We start from the raw sequence: 14868 nt of genomic DNA, 5'->3' as shown, positions 1-14868 counted from the left end.
CGCTCACGACGCGCGCTCCACGCTTTGCCGCTGCGCCATCGCTCCGGCGTATCCGGACGCGGCCTGATGCGTATTCGTATCCGTATAGCCGTAGTCGTACCGACCCGGCGCGCCCTGGTAATCGTTCAGGATCACGCCGCGCACATCGATATGCGCGTGCTCGAGCCGTCGCGCGCTTTCGTCGAGCTCCGTCAGCGTCGTCACGCCGCTACGCGCGACGAGGAACACCGTGCCCGCCAGACGCCCCAGCACCAGCGCATCGGCGACCGGCAGCAGCGGCGGGCCGTCGAGCACCACCATGTCGTAGCGCGACGCGAGCTGCCCGATCAATTCGGCGAACGCGGGCTGCAGCAGCAGTTCGCCCGGATCGGGAACGACGCTGCCCATCGCGATGAAATCGAGGCCCGGTGTGACGCCGCGCTTGATTGCCTCGTCGAGCGCATGGGTGCCCGCCACCACGTCCGACAGACCCGGCGCGCGGCTATAGCGGAACCGGTCGTGCAGCGAACCCTTGCGCAGATCGGCGTCGATCAGCAGGACCCGCCGTTTCGCGGCACCGGCGAGCGACGCGATATTCGCAGCGACGAACGACTTGCCGACGCCCGTCGTCGGCCCGGAGATCAGCACGACCGGATTCGACGCGGCCGGCATCGCCAATTGCAGCGACGCGCGCAGACCGCGCAGGCTTTCGAGCGCGGCGTCCTGCGCGCCGACCGGCGCAATCGATGTGCGCGGACCGGGCCGGCCGGCCTTGGACCGCAGTTCCGCTGCCGCCGCGATCGCGCTGTGCGGGACGGTCGCGAACACCGGCAGCCCCGTCGCCCATTCGATTTCTTCCGCGTCGCCGATCGTGCCGACGACACGCTGCCGGGCGATCACGATCGCCGCGCCAGCCAGCAGGCCCACCATCAGGAGACCGACCACCGCAACCCCGCGATGCGGACCGATCGGCTGCTCGGCGATCTTCGCCGTATCGACGATCCGCACGGTGCCGGTCTTGCTGGCACGCGCGAGCACCATCTGCTGGCGCGTATTGAGCAGGTTCGTGTACAGCGCGGTATCCACGGCCACGTCGCGCTGCAGCTGCAGCACGCCCTGCTCCACGGTCGGCAGTTGCTGGATCTGCTTGCGCGTCGTGTCGAGCGAACGCTGCGCATCGGCGAGCTGCGCATCGACGGCCGCAACCGCCGGATGCTTCGGCATGAAGCGCGTCATCAGTTCCTCACGCCGCTGCTGCAGCGTCTGTACACGCGTCTCGATGTCGACCGCCTGTTGCCGCAATGCCAGCGCTTCGTCGCTCGTATTGACCGTCCCGTGCGATGCACGGAATGCATTGAAGCGGTTTTCCGCCGCCTCCAGTTGGGCCTTCAACTGCGGCAACTGGCCGTCCATATAGCGGATCAGCTTGTCGGCCGCCTCGGACTTGCGTTGCGTGTTCTGCGCCAGATACGCGTCGCCGATCGCGTTCAGCACGCGGCTGTCCTGCACGGGATCGGTGCCGTCGAGCGTCACGCCAACCATGTTCGACTGCTTGCCGCGCTCCGAGATCAGCGCGTTCTTCTGCAGCCACGTGGATGCCTCCTCGTCGCTATAACGCGTCAGGTCGAAGCGTGCACCGGGCTTGCCGGCCACGCCGCGCACGAACACGTCGATCGCGCCCTCCGGCGTCTCGACGTGCAACGGCTGGCCGATACGGCCCTGCCACATCGGCCCTTTCCGGCCGAAGAGGCCGGTGCGCTGCAGCGTATAGGCGCCGTCATCGCCGACGGTCAACGCGAAGCGCTTGCCAAGCAGTCGTTTCGGCACGTCAAAGGTCGGCACGTCGATGCGCTCGGTGCCGTACACGTATCCGCCCGGCAACGGCGACGACAACCCGTCGGCGGCATTCACGAATCGCCAGCCGATCAGCGGCAGGTAATGCGGTCGGGCGTCGAGCGCGAGGTTGGTGCTGTCGATCGCACGATCGAGCACCGCGCGGGATTTCAGCACCTCGATCTCCGTCGATGCATCCGTCTTCAGATCGAACACCGACGATGGATCGCCAGGCGGCGACGTCTGCTTCGAGTCGGTCTGGCTTTGCTCGACCTGGAACAGGATGTCGGAGCGGTAGACCGGGGCCGCGCACAGCGCATACAGGCCTCCGGCAATCGCGCCCGCAAGCGCCGTGCAAAGGATCAGGCGCCGGCCGCCATACAGCACGCCCCAGTAGCGGCGTACCGAATGGGACGGCCGCGGAATGCGCCCGCTGTGCGAGTCAGGCAGGGTCGAAGTATTCATACAGCCTCAGTCCCGTATGGCGCGACGCACCGTCGCGGTCACAAAATCCGCCGCGAATATCACGGCGAAATGGCTTTCGCCGTCAGCGCACCTTGCGCGGACGATGGAATCAGCAGGTTCACGACGCGGCTCCAGCGCACGAGCGACGACGCATCGACGAACACGACGTCGCGCCGCTCGAGCGGAAACTGGTCGGCAAGCGCGAACGACGCCGGCGAGCTGCCGTCGAGGTGGTACACCCGCGGACGGTTGTCCGGGCCACGGCGCACGACGAACACCTGGCGCGCGTCGGACGTGTACTGACTCACGCCGCCCGTATCACCGAGCGCCTCGCCGAGGCTCATCCGGCCGTCGGTCAATGTCAGCGTCGCGGGTCGCGACACCTCGCCGAGCACGAACACCTTCGCGTCGCTCGCCGCGCGCACGCGCACGAGATCGCCGTCGCGCAACAGGATGTTCGACGGATTCACCCCCGCCGAGATCAATGCGGGCAGGCTCACGTTCACGGTCTTGTCGCCGCGCGTCACCGAAACCTGCGAGCGGTCTGCCGTCGGGGTGAAACCGCCCGCACGGTCGATCGCCTCGGGCAGCGTCATCGGCATGTCGTTGACGATCTGCAGACCCGGCGTGCGCACCTCGCCGTCGAGATAGACGCGCTTGCTGCGGTAGCTCTGCACGCGCAGCGAGAGCTGCGGCTTGCGCACGTATTCGCCGAGCCGCTTCATCAGCAGCGCGCCTGCCTGTGCCTCGGTCAACCCGGCCACGTGAACCAGGCCCGCGTAAGCGAACTGCACGTTGCCGTTCGCATCGACCGTGTAGCCCGTCGCGACCGAGCTGGCGCCGACCCCGTCGCCGCCACCGACCGTCTGCGTCGTCGGCAGGTTCAACTCGGGGTGGTCCCAGACGACGATGCCCAGCACATCGCCAGGGCCGATCGTGTATGGCACCGGCTTGCCGAACAGCTGGCGGATTTCCGCATCGACGTTGGCCGGCCGCCCCGCATGGTGCTGCGCGACGAAGGCCGGCGTGATCTCGATCAGATCCTCGCTCGACACGTTCTGCACGCCGTCGAGGCCGCCCGATCCCGATGCGTCGGCGCTCACGCGCGCATTCGCGTCGCGCTCGGCCGGCGGGTGATAAGTCATGCCGGGCGACAGCGCACATGCGCTCAGTGCGCACGCGGCGGCCGCGATCGCCAGGCGCGACTGCCACGATGCGCGACGGGCGACGGCCCGGCTTGACCCAGGCGTGCCGAGCGTCGATTCCGGTTGCGTGGTGATTGACATGATGTCCTTCCAAAACTGTGCGGTAACCCGCCGAACGCGGCGAATTCCGGCATTACGCTTGCCCAGCGCGGCTCGCATTGCATCGCCGCACCGCCCTCTTCACCGCACGTCACTCCATACGATTCGTCATGAACTTCTCTTCATCGCTTTCGTCGTTCGTCTGCATCGTGTCGGCCGGCTTCGTCTGTGCCGCCGGTGCGCAGACGCTGTCCAGCAGCCCCGCCGACACCCCGTCCTTTGCGTCGTCGACGCTACCGGGCCTGGTGCCGCCACAACGTTCGGCGCAAGCGGCGGTCGCACGCGCGGCCGCCGAACCTGCCACGCCCGCGTCCGCGACTGCCGCGCCCGCGCTCACGCGTCCCGCCGCGAGCGCCGCCGTTCAGCCCGACCCGCGCGCCCACAGCACGTTGCGCCGGCCGCTCGTCCCGGCGCGCCCGCATCGCGCGCAGGTGGCCAGTACACCGGCCGACGACGTATGGGGCAGTGGCACGTTGTACGCATCGCCCTACGCGAAATCACCCTTTGACGCGCCAGCCGATCCGGACTGAAGCACCCGGCCGGTCATGCCTCGGCATGACCGCGCATGCAGCGATAAGGGATTGGACACCACGGCAAACGGCGCGTCTGTGAGCAACCCCACCGAACGCCCATCTTCATACGCGAGCGCGATCGCACCCCGATGCGCCACTGCATGCGACGCATGCGGCACAGCGCACGTCACGGCCTGCCGACCGACACGCTCCCGTACGATCCTGCGGCCGCTTCGAGCGTGGCAGGATCGGAGACGCGCACGACCGGCCTCGCCGAATCACGGCCGAGTGCCTGCATGCAAAGCCCGATCACGATGTCCGTGCCGACCGCGCCGTACACCGCGTGATCGACCTGCGGCTCGAGATGCAGTTGCACGTGACGCGAGTGCCTGAACGCGCGCTCGATCGCCCCGAAGTGGCGCCGCACGTCGTCGATGCCGGGATCGAGCGCGCCGTACACCAGCGTCGTCCGGACATTGCGTTGCGCCAGCACGTGCATCACGCCGCGTGGCGTGCCGGCGCGCGGCTTCCAGCCGAAGCGTGCGGCGGCCTCTTTCATCGGCACGCTGATCCGCGCGATCGCATTGGCGGCGACGGCCCCCACGATCGGCCGCAAATCGCGCCGTTCGCGCACGAGGCCCTTCCACTTTTTCCAGTCGCGCACCGATAGCCAGTAGCCGCGCACCGAATTGTTCCGCTGCTTCTGCACCGCCTCCAGCGAGAGCCCGGCCGGCCACACGAAACGCGCCAGGTTGATCGCGATCACGCCGCCGAGCGACGGCGTCTTCACGGCCGCATGCAATGCTGCATAGGCGCCCGAACAGATGCCGGTTGCGATCACCTCCGGGTAGCCGAGTGCACGCAGCCAGTCCGCGGCGGCCGCCACGTCGTCGCTCGACTGCGGTGCATACACGACCGGCGCCTGGTCGTCGGGCGCGGCAGCCCCGCTGTCGCCCACGCCATGCACGTCGATCCTCAGCGTCGTCACGCCGGCGCGTGCGAGCGTGCGCGCGAGGCGCACGCTGAAGCGCCCTTCTCCGCTGCGCGGATTCGTCGACGTGTTCGCGATCACGAGTGCCGGAGCGACGGGATTTGCCGGCCCCGTATCCGCGGGACGGCACAGCACGCCGACCACCCGGTCCGGCCCTACCGCGACGACCTGCTCGGTCATGTCCGTCATGTCGAGCGCGACAGCCGACTCGCCGTTCCATGCCGGATCCAGCGACCGCGCGGGGTCGATGCCTGTCGCCGCGCGCGGCGCCCGTTCGGCGATCCAGTTCGCGAGCGTGTCGATCGCGTCGAGCGGCAGGCGCGAGCGCGTACCGTCCAGCATCGTCGTCGACCATTCGCGGAACGAATCGGCGGCCACATCGACGCCGCGCGCGAGCAGTGCATCGCGCAACGCAGGGCCGTCCCCCTGATCGGGATCGATCAGCAGCACCGCACCGGGCAACGCCGCTGCATCGCGCACGACGTCGCACAGATCGACCGCCTTCAGCGCATCGACGAAATCGTCGGGAAAGCGGTGCCCGAGAACGTTCATGCACGGTTCGTCGCGATGTGCGGCACGAATGGCCGGCGACGTGATGTCGAGCCACTGGCGATGCACGAACGACATCTCGCGGAGATACGCGCGCCCACGCACGACGGGCGCGAGCGCCGCCAATGCGTCGACGCGCGGCAACGGACGCTGGCCGTTGCCCGCGGCGGCCAGCATCGCGAACAGCGCGCCCGCACGGATTCCGACGAGCGTCAGCGACGCGACACCGACCTGGTCGCGCAGCATGTCGATCGCATCGTGAATGCTGTCGATGCACGCGGCATAGCGACCGGCATCGAGATCGTCGCCCGCGGAGTCACCACTGCACGGATAGTTGAACCGCAGCACCGTGACGCCGTCGCTGGCAAGGCGTTCGGCGATCGCCCGCATGAGCTTGTGTGTCCACGATGCCTCGTGGCCCAATGCTTCGCACAGGACCACCCCTTGTGTCGTCTGTCCCTCGTGCAGCCACCCCACGCAGCTGCCGAACGTAATCGGCTTCAATCGGTACTCCTCGGATCGGTATTTTTATCGGACGCGGACGCGTGTTCCGGCGGCTCCACCGAAATGAGCGATTCCACGATCGTGCGACTGCTCGACGAACACACGGCGGCGCCCCCAGCCGCGCCCCTGCGCGGCCCGCCCTGTTTCGTTCGTTACCCCGCCCGCATGCCCGCGGGAGGTGATGTTGCGTGCCCGGCACGCCGTCACGGTTTGCGCCGAGAACCCGTGCGGCGTGAGCCAAAACTGTGCGCTCGATTAAAGCACCCGGTTCGAGCGTCCTTCGGTGCGCCAGCTTACAAATGGATTCATCACTGTCGCGATACGACGAGACGACGCGCGACGGCGTGCGCGGTGTCGGGATCCACGCATGCCGTGCGCACGGCATCCGCGAACGGTAGGCTCGCGAACACAGTCGTCGCGTGCCGCCGGTATCATGGCCGCCATACGATGATGTGGCCGTGCCCGGCGACGCCGGACGCGCCACCCACCCATGCACCCGGGTCAGCGCCGACCGGATGCACACACGCATCGCGGCCCCATGCCGCCGCACCGCGACACCCACGGCGCCGACCGAGCGAATGTCTAACCTCAAGAAGAACTTCCTGCTGCTGCTGACGTTGCAGATTTCGATGTACGCGGTGCCGCTGATGATCGCACCGCTGCTGACGCACGCACTGGGGCCTGAAGGCTACGGCCAACTCGCGTTCTCGCTCGCGGTCATCGCCTACCTGACCAACTGCACGAGCTACAGCTTCGACCTGACCGCCACGCCGCGCATCGCGCTCGCCCGCGACGACCGCGCCGAGCGCTCCCGTATCTTCTGGGCGACGTTGTACGCCCAGATCGGCATCGCCATCATCTGCTTCATCGTGCTGGTCGCGCTGACTTTCCTGTTCAAGCGCTTCGGCGAGGACCGCGATCTGCTGCTGATCGGTTTCGGCATGGTGGCCGGCGTGGCGTTTACGCCGGGCTGGTATTTTCAGGGCATGGAGAAACTGCGCGCGCTGAGCGTGATCCTGTTCATCGGCCGCATCCTGAGCCTGCCCGCGATGTTCGCGCTCGTGCACAGCCCGGCGGACATCGACCGCGCAATGATCGTCAACGCAGCCGTCCCGACGCTGTCCGCGATCGTGCTGGCCGTCTACCTTTATGCGCAGCGTGAAATCGACTTCATTCGTGTGGAGTTCTCCGACATCGCGGAATCGCTGAAAGGCGGCTGGCAGGTGTTCCTCGCGTCGACGTCCATCGCGTTCTATGCGTCGACCAACACCGTACTGCTCGGCTTCGTATCGGGCAACGTCGCGGCAGGCTACTTCGCCGCCGGCGACAAGCTGATCCGCGCGGCGCTCAGCATGCTGCAACCGCTGAAGGCCGCCACCTATCCGCGCATCAACTACCTGATGCGGCACGCGCGCAACGATGCGTTCTCGTTCCTGCGCAAGCTGTTCGTCGTGCAGGTTGCGATGGTGCTCGGCATCTCGCTCGTGATCTTCTTCGGCGCGCCGCTCGCCGTGCGCATCCTGTATGGCCCTTCGTACGAACCGACGGTCCAGGTGCTGCGCTGGATGGCCTTCATTCCGTTCATGGCCGGCATGACCGACCTGTTCGGTGTGCAGACGATGCTGCCGCTCGGGATGAAGTCCGCATTCACGCGCATCCTGATGTCATCGGGCGTTCTGAACATCGTGCTGGTACCCGTGCTCGCCAAGTACTTCGCCGAGCTGGGCGCAGCCGCCGCCGTGCTGACGGCCGAGGCGGCGGTCGCCGCGGCACTCGCCACCGTCGTCTATCGCGCCGGGATTCCGCTTCCCGGCAGTCCGGTCGCGCGACGCGGCTAGCGCGAGGTGGCCGGCATCGGACGGTGTTCCGTTCGATGCACGCGCAACGAACCATACCGTGCGACCACACGCTTCCTGATTGCCCGCCGCCTCCGCACGCTCGCACACGGGTACTTCTTACTCCTCCGCGCACGCTCGATCGGGAACGATGACCGTCTTTCCGCCCCGCTGCGCGCCCCTACGAAATAAAGATCACACGTATCGGTAGAAACACCGATGCTGTAGTCAAACTACATTTGTACGATTGGTCGCTGCAGAGAATCGCTACATCCGATTCGGCGGCGGCGGGCGGTCCGCGTCGCCGTCCTCGATGTTCGATCGGGCCCAACCGGCCGTAACGATTCCCCGCCTGGCCCGGCATGCCGACGCGCAACCACCCCGCATTGCCGGCCAATTGCGTCCGGTGCGAATCCACCGGACGTGCGCAGCTCCAGACATCATCCGAACAACCGGCAATACGATCATGGAGAGCAACATGCGGGACACACTCTGGCCGGCCGTCGTGCTGGCAGCGACCCTCTGCACCACCGCCTACGCGGGCGACGCCGATTTCAACGCGCAGGCCGACGCGACCGATGCATTCGCGTCGGCCGCGGCGGCTCGGCGCGCTGACCTGCTCGTGCGCAAGATGACGCTCGACGAAAAACTTCAATTCATTCATTCCCAATACGAAATGTCAAAGGTGCCGGGTGGCGGCGCCGGCTACATCCAGGGGGTGCCGCGCCTCGGCATTCCCGACCTGAACATGGTCGATTCGGCGACGGGTTCCGGCAGCACGTCGCAGGCCAGCACGACGTTCCCCGCGACGATCGCCGTCGCCGCGAGCTGGGATCGCCGCCTGTCGTACGACTTCGGCAAGCAGGTCGCGATCCAGTTGCGCGCGCAAGGATTCGGCATGGGCCTCGGCGGCGGCACCAACCTCGCGCGCGAACCGCGCGGCGGCCGTCTGTTCGAATACCTCGGCGAGGATCCGCTGCTGGCCGGCGACCTGCTCGCCGAACGTACGCTCGCCACGCAGCGGCAGAAAGTCATCGCGACCATCAAGCACTACGCGGGCAACGAGCAGGAGCACGGCCGGATGGGCGGCAACACGCAGATCGACGAACGCACGCTGCGCGAGCTTTACCTGCTGCCGTTCGAGATCGCCGCGAAGCGCGGGCGGCCCGGCAGCGTGATGTGCAGCTACAACCGCCTGAACGGCACCTATGCGTGCGAGAACCCCCATCTGCTGAACGACGTGCTGAAGAACGAATGGGGCTTCCAGGGCCAGGTGCAGTCCGACTGGGGCGCGACGCACAGCACCGCCGCCGCGATCAACGCGGGGCTCGACGAGGAAGAAGACGTCGGGCCGAGCGTGTACCTGACGCCGGCGGCGGTCAAGCAGGCGATCGCGAACGGCTCGGTGTCGACCGCGCGCCTCGACGACATGGTGCGCCGCAAGCTCGCCGTGATGATCCGCGTCGGCGTGATGGACGATCCGGCCAAAGGCGGCGGCACGATCGATTTCGCGGCCGGCAACCGGTTCGCGCAATCCGCTTCCGAGCAGTCGATCGTTCTGCTGAAGAACGACGGCAACCAGTTGCCGCTCGCCGCGTCGGCACTGTCGCGTATCGCCGTGATCGGCGGCCATGCCGATGCGGCCGTGCTGTCGGGCGGCGGCTCGGGCAACACGCGCGACCCCGTATCGGGATCGTTCGCGGGGTGCGGCGGCCTGACGTTCGGGTCATCGACGGGATGCAGCTGGTGGCGCAATCCGTGGCTAAAGGTCGACGTGCCGATCGTCGCGGCGATCCGCGCGCTCGCACCGGCCGCGCAGGTCACGTATGCCGGCAACAGCGACCAGCAGTCGCCGTTCCGCGCGTACACGCAGCAGGAGATCGACCAGGCCGCCGCGCTCGCGGGCCGCTCGGACGTCGCGATCGTCGTGGTCGCGCAGCCGGCCGGCGAGGATTTCGGTGATCTCCAGAGCCTGAGCCTCGCAAACCCGTCGAACCAGGATGCGCTCGTCGAAGCCGTCGCCCGCGCCAATCCGCACACGATCGTCGTGGTCCAGAGCGGCAACCCGGTGCTGATGCCGTGGAAGGACCAGGTCTCCGCGATCGTCGAGGCGTGGTATCCGGGCGAAGCCGGCGGCAAGGCGATCGCGAACGTGCTGTTCGGTGCGGTCAATCCGTCCGGCAAGCTGCCTGTCACGTTCCCCGCACGCGACCAGGATTCGCCGACCTGGGGGCAAAACGGTGCATTCGACAACGATCCCGTCTATGCGGAAAAGCTGAACATGGGCTATCGCTGGTATGACGCGCACAACATCAAGCCGATGTTCGAGTTCGGCTACGGGCTGTCGTACACGCACTTCGCGTATTCGGGGCTGTCGGTGTCGAAGCAATGGGACGGGTCGCTGAGCGTCGCGTTCACGGTGCGTAACGACGGGCGCGTCGCCGGCGCGGAAACGCCGCAGGTCTATCTCGGCGTGCCGTACAAGGACGAACCGCCGAAGCGGCTGGTCGGCTGGGAGAAGATCCGGCTGAATCCGGGCGAGGCGCGGCGTGTGCGCGTGACCGTGTCGCCGCGGATGCAGAGCGTGTGGGATACGTCGCGTAACGGCTGGCGCGTGGTGCCGGGCGGGACGGTGTACGTCGGTGCATCGTCGCGGGATATCCGGTTGCAGGGGCACTGAGCGGTCATCACCCGACGGAAGCGCCGCGTGCGTCGTGCGCGGCGCTTCCGTATTCACTCATCCGCAAACGCGCACCTTACCGGAACAACAGCGCCAGCACCGTCGCGAGCGCGGCAATCGCGGCGATCCCCACCGCCAACCCGGCGAGATGCGCGACGACCACCAGGCCGGCAGGCAATCGCGCGGATGCCGGGCCGCAGTCCTCACCCGCAGGCCCGGCCCGCGATCGGAACGCAGCGCCGGCCATCACACCCCACTCCCTTCGAGCGTATCGAGCAACGGCCGGGCCAGATGCAAAACCTGATACACCGTGCCCGCGCCGCCGTCGTCCGGCGCCTGCTCCGATACGAGCACGCGCGTCAGCCGCCAGCGCAACGGATCGAGGCTGACGGCGGCCGCAACCGTACCCTGCCGCGCCGCCACGTCGCGATTGCGCTCGACCTCCTGTGCCAGTGTCGCATCGAGGTCGGCGTCCGCCGGAATATCGATGGCTTCCAGCCGCACGAAGCGCCCCGTCGACGCGCTGCCCTTGCGCGCATCGAGCGCGACCTGCACGTCGATCGGCGCGCGTCCGAAACTGTCCGTCACGACCCGGTAGCGGCCATCCGTAACGAACCCGGCGAACGCCTGTTCATTGCGCCACAGATAAAGCGATGCATAGCTGTTTTCCGTCGCACCGTGGCGGCCTGCCTCGCGCAGCAGAAACGCCTTGAACACGAGATCCGGCGTGTCGTCCCAGAGCCGGCCGCGCTCGCGCACGCGGTTACGGATGATGTCGAGGTCGTAGTCCGCCGGCAGGCGGTGCACGTAGTACGCGGTCAGCATGATCGACTCCTGGGATTGACAAGGGAGATTCCGGACGGCTCGAGAACAGCGTAGAAGACCTTGAATCATTTGAAAAGACGATGGCAGAATATTTCAATGATTCATTTTCTTAATGGATGAATGCGTGATGAAAACGCTCGACATCGAAGCCGTGCAGGCGTTCGTGCTGACCGCCGACCTCAAGAGCTTCACGCGGGCCGCCGACGCGATGGACACGACGCAGTCCGCGGTGAGCCTGAAGATCAAGCGACTTGAAGACGGCCTCGGCCGCCGTTTGCTGGAACGCACGCCGCGGCAGGTTCGCCTGTCGGCCGACGGCACCGCGTTCCTGGAACCCGCGCGCGAGCTCGTAGCGGCTCACCAGGGTGCGGTCGGCGCGTTCGGCGCCGGCCAGCGGCGGCTGGTGATCGGCGTGAGCCATCATGTCGTCGGCGCCGATCTGCCGATGCTGCTGCGGCGCATGAGCGAAGCGGAACCGGGGCTCGTGCTGGAGATCCGGGTCGCCGCGTCGCGCGACGTGCTCGATGCGTTCGATCGCGGCCAGCTCGATGCCGCCGTCGCGCTCCAGCACGACAGCCGGCGGCTCGACGGGGAAACCCTGCTGTCGGAATCGTTCGGCTGGATGGCCGCGACCGATTTCGACTACCATCCGCCGCAACCGCTGCGGCTTGCGACGCAGGCCGAGCCGTGCAGCGTGCGCCAGATGGCGATCGGCGCGCTGGACGAAGCCGGTGTCGCGTGGACTGAAGTGTTCGTCGGCGGCGGCGTGGCGACGATCGGCGCGGCAGTGTCCGCGGGGCTGGCCGTCGCCGCGCTCGGGCATCGCGTGGCGCCCGTCGGGACGGTCGACGTGGGCGCGCGATACGGGCTGCCGCCGTTGCCGGCGCGCGACGTGGTGCTCTACTCGAACCTGACCGATGCGCGAGCCCGGCAGGCGCTGCGCACGCTGGGCGCGGCGCTGCGGTCGTCGGTCGGCGCGCGGTGATGGCGTGCTTGAACCATCGGAGAAAAAATCGGAACGGCCGCTGCCGCACCATGCACAGTGGCACTTTTCCATTCGGTATCCGGCACCTCACCCGGATCAGGCCGTGACGGCATCGAAAGGCTTCGACGCGCGCCACGGTAAAATTCCGTCTTCATCGCGCCCATGCAGGGGCCCCCTGCCTGCGCGGGCCGCCCTCCCAAAGAACCGACACGCCATCATCACCTTGATTTCCCTACCCTTTCCCCGTCGCGACGCATGATGTACTCGCTCGCCACCACCTACATCCGCGAACTCGAGATCCGCAAGAGCCGCTTCATCGCGTACGCGATTCCCGTCGACGACCGCGACGCGGCAATGCAGGCGCTGCAACGCCTGCGCGACGAGCATCCAGCCGCCACGCACGTGTGCTGGGCATTGCTGGCGGGCGGCCAATCGGGGATGTCGGACGACGGCGAGCCGTCCGGCACGGCGGGCCGGCCGATCCTGGAAGTGCTGCGCCATCACGATCTCGACGGTGTGCTCGGTGCGGTCGTGCGTTACTACGGCGGCGTGAAGCTCGGCGCGGGCGGGCTGGTGCGCGCGTACACCGATGCAATCGCGTCGGCGCTGCTCGATGCCGAGCGCGTCGAGCGCATCCGCTACACGCGGCTCGCCATCGAGATCGGTTATCCCGAGGAGGCGCGCGTGCGCCGCTGGATCGAACAGGCGGGTTATGAACTGGTGGACAGCGCGTACGGGATGACGGTCAAGCTCGTGATCAAGCTGCCCGAAACCGCCGACGCGCACGCGCGGACCGAGTTGTTCGACCTGACGCAAGGGCGATCGGGCTTTCCCGATCTGTAACGAGCGGCCGCTATCGTCCCCGCCCCGTCACCCCGCCGCCTGAAAATTCCGCCGAAAAATCAGATACGTCCGATAGAAAAACCGCACGCCGCCACTTAATCTCACCGGGTTCCCGGCGACTCGCGCCGCATACGTTTTATCCGCAGGCCGGCACAGGCAGCACGCAACCGCCACCGGCCGAGTCGGCACGCCAGGGCCGGGTGTGCCGACGTGCGGTTCGTCACGCGTCGCCAATAATCAAAATTCAGCTACGGGATAACGGACGCATGCATCAAGTGCAGACACTGCAAGCCCAGCTTGCGGAACTCGATCGGCGCATCAAGGCGGCGCGGAGCCGCGAACGCAATGAGGTGCTGGCGCAGGTACGCGAACTCGTCACGAGCTACGCGCTGACCGCGCGGGAAATCTTCGGGCAGGGTTACAGCGATCGGGCGAAGCTGTTCACCGTCGGCGCGAAGTATCGCGACCCGGCAACCGGCGCGACATGGAGCGGCCGCGGCCGTGCGCCCACATGGATCGTCGGGCGCGACCGCACCGCGTTTCTGATCCGGGAGTAATGCGCGCCGCGTGGCGCGGCGCGTCCCTTCGTCGCATCGAATCCGCGCCGGCCGCTCAGTAAGTGTCCGGCACGATCATGTTGTCCGGCACCGGTCGACGGATGTAATCCTCGTGATGCTCGCGCGGCGGCAGGTCGATCGGCGCGTGCGGCACCTCGTGATACGGCACCTGCTGCAGCAGGTGGTGAATGCAGTTCAGCCGCGCGCGCTTCTTGTCGACGGCCTGCACGACCCACCACGGCGCCTCCGGAATGTGCGTACGCAGCAGCATCTCTTCCTTCGCGGCCGTATAGGCTTCCCAGCGGCGGCGGCTCTCGAGATCCATCGGGCTCAGCTTCCACTGCTTGAGCGGATCCTCGATCCGGCTCTGGAAACGCACCTCCTGCTCGTGATCGGTGATCGAGAACCAGTACTTGACGATCTGGATCCCGCTACGCACGAGCATCTTCTCGAATTCGGGCACCGAACGGAAAAACTCCTCGTATTCCTCGTCGGTACAGAAGTTCATCACGCGCTCGACGCCCGCGCGGTTGTACCAGCTGCGGTCGAACAGCACGATCTCGCCGCCGGCCGGCAGATGCGCGACATAGCGCTGGAAATACCATTGCGTGCGTTCGCGGTTGTTCGGCGCCGGCAGCGCCGCCACGCGGCAGACGCGCGGGTTCAGCCGCTGCGTGATGCGCTTGATCGCCCCGCCCTTGCCGGCCGCGTCGCGCCCCTCGAAAATGACGACGAGCCGGTGCCCCGTGCTCACGACCCAGTCCTGCAGCTTCACGAGTTCGCCCTGCAGGCGGAACAGTTCGCGGAAATATTGCTTGCGCGCCTCGCGGCGCTCCTGCGAAAACAGCAGGTCGTCGCTGTCGTCGAAGCGGCGATCGTCGAGCTCCATCTCGAGCTCTTCGTCGTAGGCGTCGACCAGATCTTCCTCGAAGCGGCGCTGGCGCGCCTCCATCGACTCCATATCGGTGCGGTCGTCGGTCTCGGTACGGGTATCGTTGTCGCCCAT

At 67.3% G+C, this 14868-nt stretch carries 12 protein-coding genes; 6 read left to right on the top strand and 6 right to left on the bottom strand.

From position 1 onward, the window contains the following. Positions 1-3: 3 nt before the first annotated feature. Together CFB34_RS09900 and CFB34_RS09895 are read right to left on the bottom strand one after the other, a co-directional pair. Positions 4-2277 (bottom strand): polysaccharide biosynthesis tyrosine autokinase, encoded by a 2274-nt coding sequence (locus CFB34_RS09900; RefSeq protein ID WP_089442650.1) that lies wholly within the window; start codon positions 2275-2277, stop codon positions 4-6. 59 nt (positions 2278-2336) lie between these two features. After that, the gene (locus CFB34_RS09895) at positions 2337-3563 is read right to left on the bottom strand and encodes a polysaccharide biosynthesis/export family protein (RefSeq protein WP_089442651.1); all 1227 of its coding nucleotides are present in this window, start codon (positions 3561-3563) and stop codon (positions 2337-2339) included. A gap of 128 nt (positions 3564-3691) precedes the next feature. Between CFB34_RS09895 and CFB34_RS09890 the strand changes: the two genes are divergently transcribed. Beyond that, positions 3692-4111 (top strand): hypothetical protein, encoded by a 420-nt coding sequence (locus CFB34_RS09890; RefSeq protein WP_089442652.1) that lies wholly within the window; start codon positions 3692-3694, stop codon positions 4109-4111. Positions 4112-4280: 169 nt separating this feature from the next. On the opposite strand, the gene CFB34_RS09885 is transcribed toward CFB34_RS09890, so the two are convergent. Next, on the bottom strand, positions 4281-6137 hold the full coding sequence (locus CFB34_RS09885) for an alpha/beta hydrolase (protein WP_089442653.1): 1857 nt from the start codon (positions 6135-6137) through the stop codon (positions 4281-4283). Between the two features lie 578 nt (positions 6138-6715). Here CFB34_RS09885 and CFB34_RS09880 point away from each other — a divergent pair. Further along, the gene (locus CFB34_RS09880) at positions 6716-7975 is read left to right on the top strand and encodes an oligosaccharide flippase family protein (RefSeq protein WP_089442654.1); all 1260 of its coding nucleotides are present in this window, start codon (positions 6716-6718) and stop codon (positions 7973-7975) included. Between the two features lie 475 nt (positions 7976-8450). Further along, positions 8451-10652, top strand: coding sequence for a glycoside hydrolase family 3 C-terminal domain-containing protein (locus CFB34_RS09875; RefSeq protein WP_089442655.1), 2202 nt, complete (start codon positions 8451-8453; stop codon positions 10650-10652). A gap of 76 nt (positions 10653-10728) precedes the next feature. Here CFB34_RS09875 and CFB34_RS09870 read toward each other — a convergent pair whose 3' ends face one another. Both CFB34_RS09870 and CFB34_RS09865 read right to left on the bottom strand, forming a co-directional pair. Further along, positions 10729-10899 (bottom strand): hypothetical protein, encoded by a 171-nt coding sequence (locus CFB34_RS09870; protein ID WP_179243725.1) that lies wholly within the window; start codon positions 10897-10899, stop codon positions 10729-10731. Next, the gene (locus tag CFB34_RS09865) at positions 10899-11477 is read right to left on the bottom strand and encodes a DUF4865 family protein (RefSeq protein ID WP_179243724.1); all 579 of its coding nucleotides are present in this window, start codon (positions 11475-11477) and stop codon (positions 10899-10901) included. Before CFB34_RS09865 ends, CFB34_RS09870 begins: the two co-directional genes overlap by 1 nt. Positions 11478-11604: 127 nt before the next feature. Here CFB34_RS09865 and CFB34_RS09860 point away from each other — a divergent pair, with 127 nt between their 5' ends. The 3 genes from CFB34_RS09860 to CFB34_RS09850 all read left to right on the top strand — a co-directional run bounded on the left by CFB34_RS09860 (position 11605) and on the right by CFB34_RS09850 (position 13862). Continuing rightward, positions 11605-12462 (top strand): LysR family transcriptional regulator, encoded by an 858-nt coding sequence (locus CFB34_RS09860; RefSeq protein ID WP_089442760.1) that lies wholly within the window; start codon positions 11605-11607, stop codon positions 12460-12462. A 255-nt stretch (positions 12463-12717) separates the two neighbouring features. Continuing rightward, positions 12718-13305: a YigZ family protein gene (locus CFB34_RS09855; RefSeq protein ID WP_089442657.1), complete on the top strand. Its 588-nt coding sequence runs from the start codon at positions 12718-12720 to the stop codon at positions 13303-13305. Positions 13306-13571: 266 nt separating this feature from the next. Further along, complete coding sequence (locus CFB34_RS09850; RefSeq protein ID WP_089442658.1) at positions 13572-13862, top strand: H-NS histone family protein; 291 nt, start codon at positions 13572-13574, stop codon at positions 13860-13862. Positions 13863-13917: 55 nt separating this feature from the next. On the opposite strand, the gene ppk2 is transcribed toward CFB34_RS09850, so the two are convergent. Further along, entirely contained in the window at positions 13918-14868 is a 951-nt protein-coding gene (ppk2, locus tag CFB34_RS09845) for a polyphosphate kinase 2 (protein ID WP_089442659.1), read from the bottom strand.

The sequence above is a fragment of the Burkholderia sp. HI4860 genome (genome assembly GCF_002223045.2).
GTDB lineage: Bacteria > Pseudomonadota > Gammaproteobacteria > Burkholderiales > Burkholderiaceae > Burkholderia.
The sequence above is the reverse complement of the archived record's forward strand: the minus strand, read 5'-3'. Positions and strand labels throughout refer to the sequence as shown.

Excerpts from the sequence above, each read along its gene's own strand:
- CFB34_RS09900 (WP_089442650.1), bottom strand. The coding sequence starts at position 2,277 with ATGAATACTTCGACCCTGCCTGACTCGCACAGCGGGCGCATTCCGCGG.
- CFB34_RS09895 (WP_089442651.1), bottom strand. The coding sequence starts at position 3,563 with ATGTCAATCACCACGCAACCGGAATCGACGCTCGGCACGCCTGGGTCA.
- CFB34_RS09890 (WP_089442652.1), top strand. The coding sequence starts at position 3,692 with ATGAACTTCTCTTCATCGCTTTCGTCGTTCGTCTGCATCGTGTCGGCC.
- CFB34_RS09880 (WP_089442654.1), top strand. The coding sequence starts at position 6,716 with ATGTCTAACCTCAAGAAGAACTTCCTGCTGCTGCTGACGTTGCAGATT.
- CFB34_RS09875 (WP_089442655.1), top strand. The coding sequence starts at position 8,451 with ATGCGGGACACACTCTGGCCGGCCGTCGTGCTGGCAGCGACCCTCTGC.
- CFB34_RS09870 (WP_179243725.1), bottom strand. The coding sequence starts at position 10,899 with ATGGCCGGCGCTGCGTTCCGATCGCGGGCCGGGCCTGCGGGTGAGGAC.
- CFB34_RS09865 (WP_179243724.1), bottom strand. The coding sequence starts at position 11,477 with ATGCTGACCGCGTACTACGTGCACCGCCTGCCGGCGGACTACGACCTC.
- CFB34_RS09860 (WP_089442760.1), top strand. The coding sequence starts at position 11,605 with ATGAAAACGCTCGACATCGAAGCCGTGCAGGCGTTCGTGCTGACCGCC.
- CFB34_RS09855 (WP_089442657.1), top strand. The coding sequence starts at position 12,718 with ATGATGTACTCGCTCGCCACCACCTACATCCGCGAACTCGAGATCCGC.
- CFB34_RS09850 (WP_089442658.1), top strand. The coding sequence starts at position 13,572 with ATGCATCAAGTGCAGACACTGCAAGCCCAGCTTGCGGAACTCGATCGG.
- ppk2 (WP_089442659.1), bottom strand. The coding sequence starts at position 14,868 with ATGGGCGACAACGATACCCGTACCGAGACCGACGACCGCACCGATATG.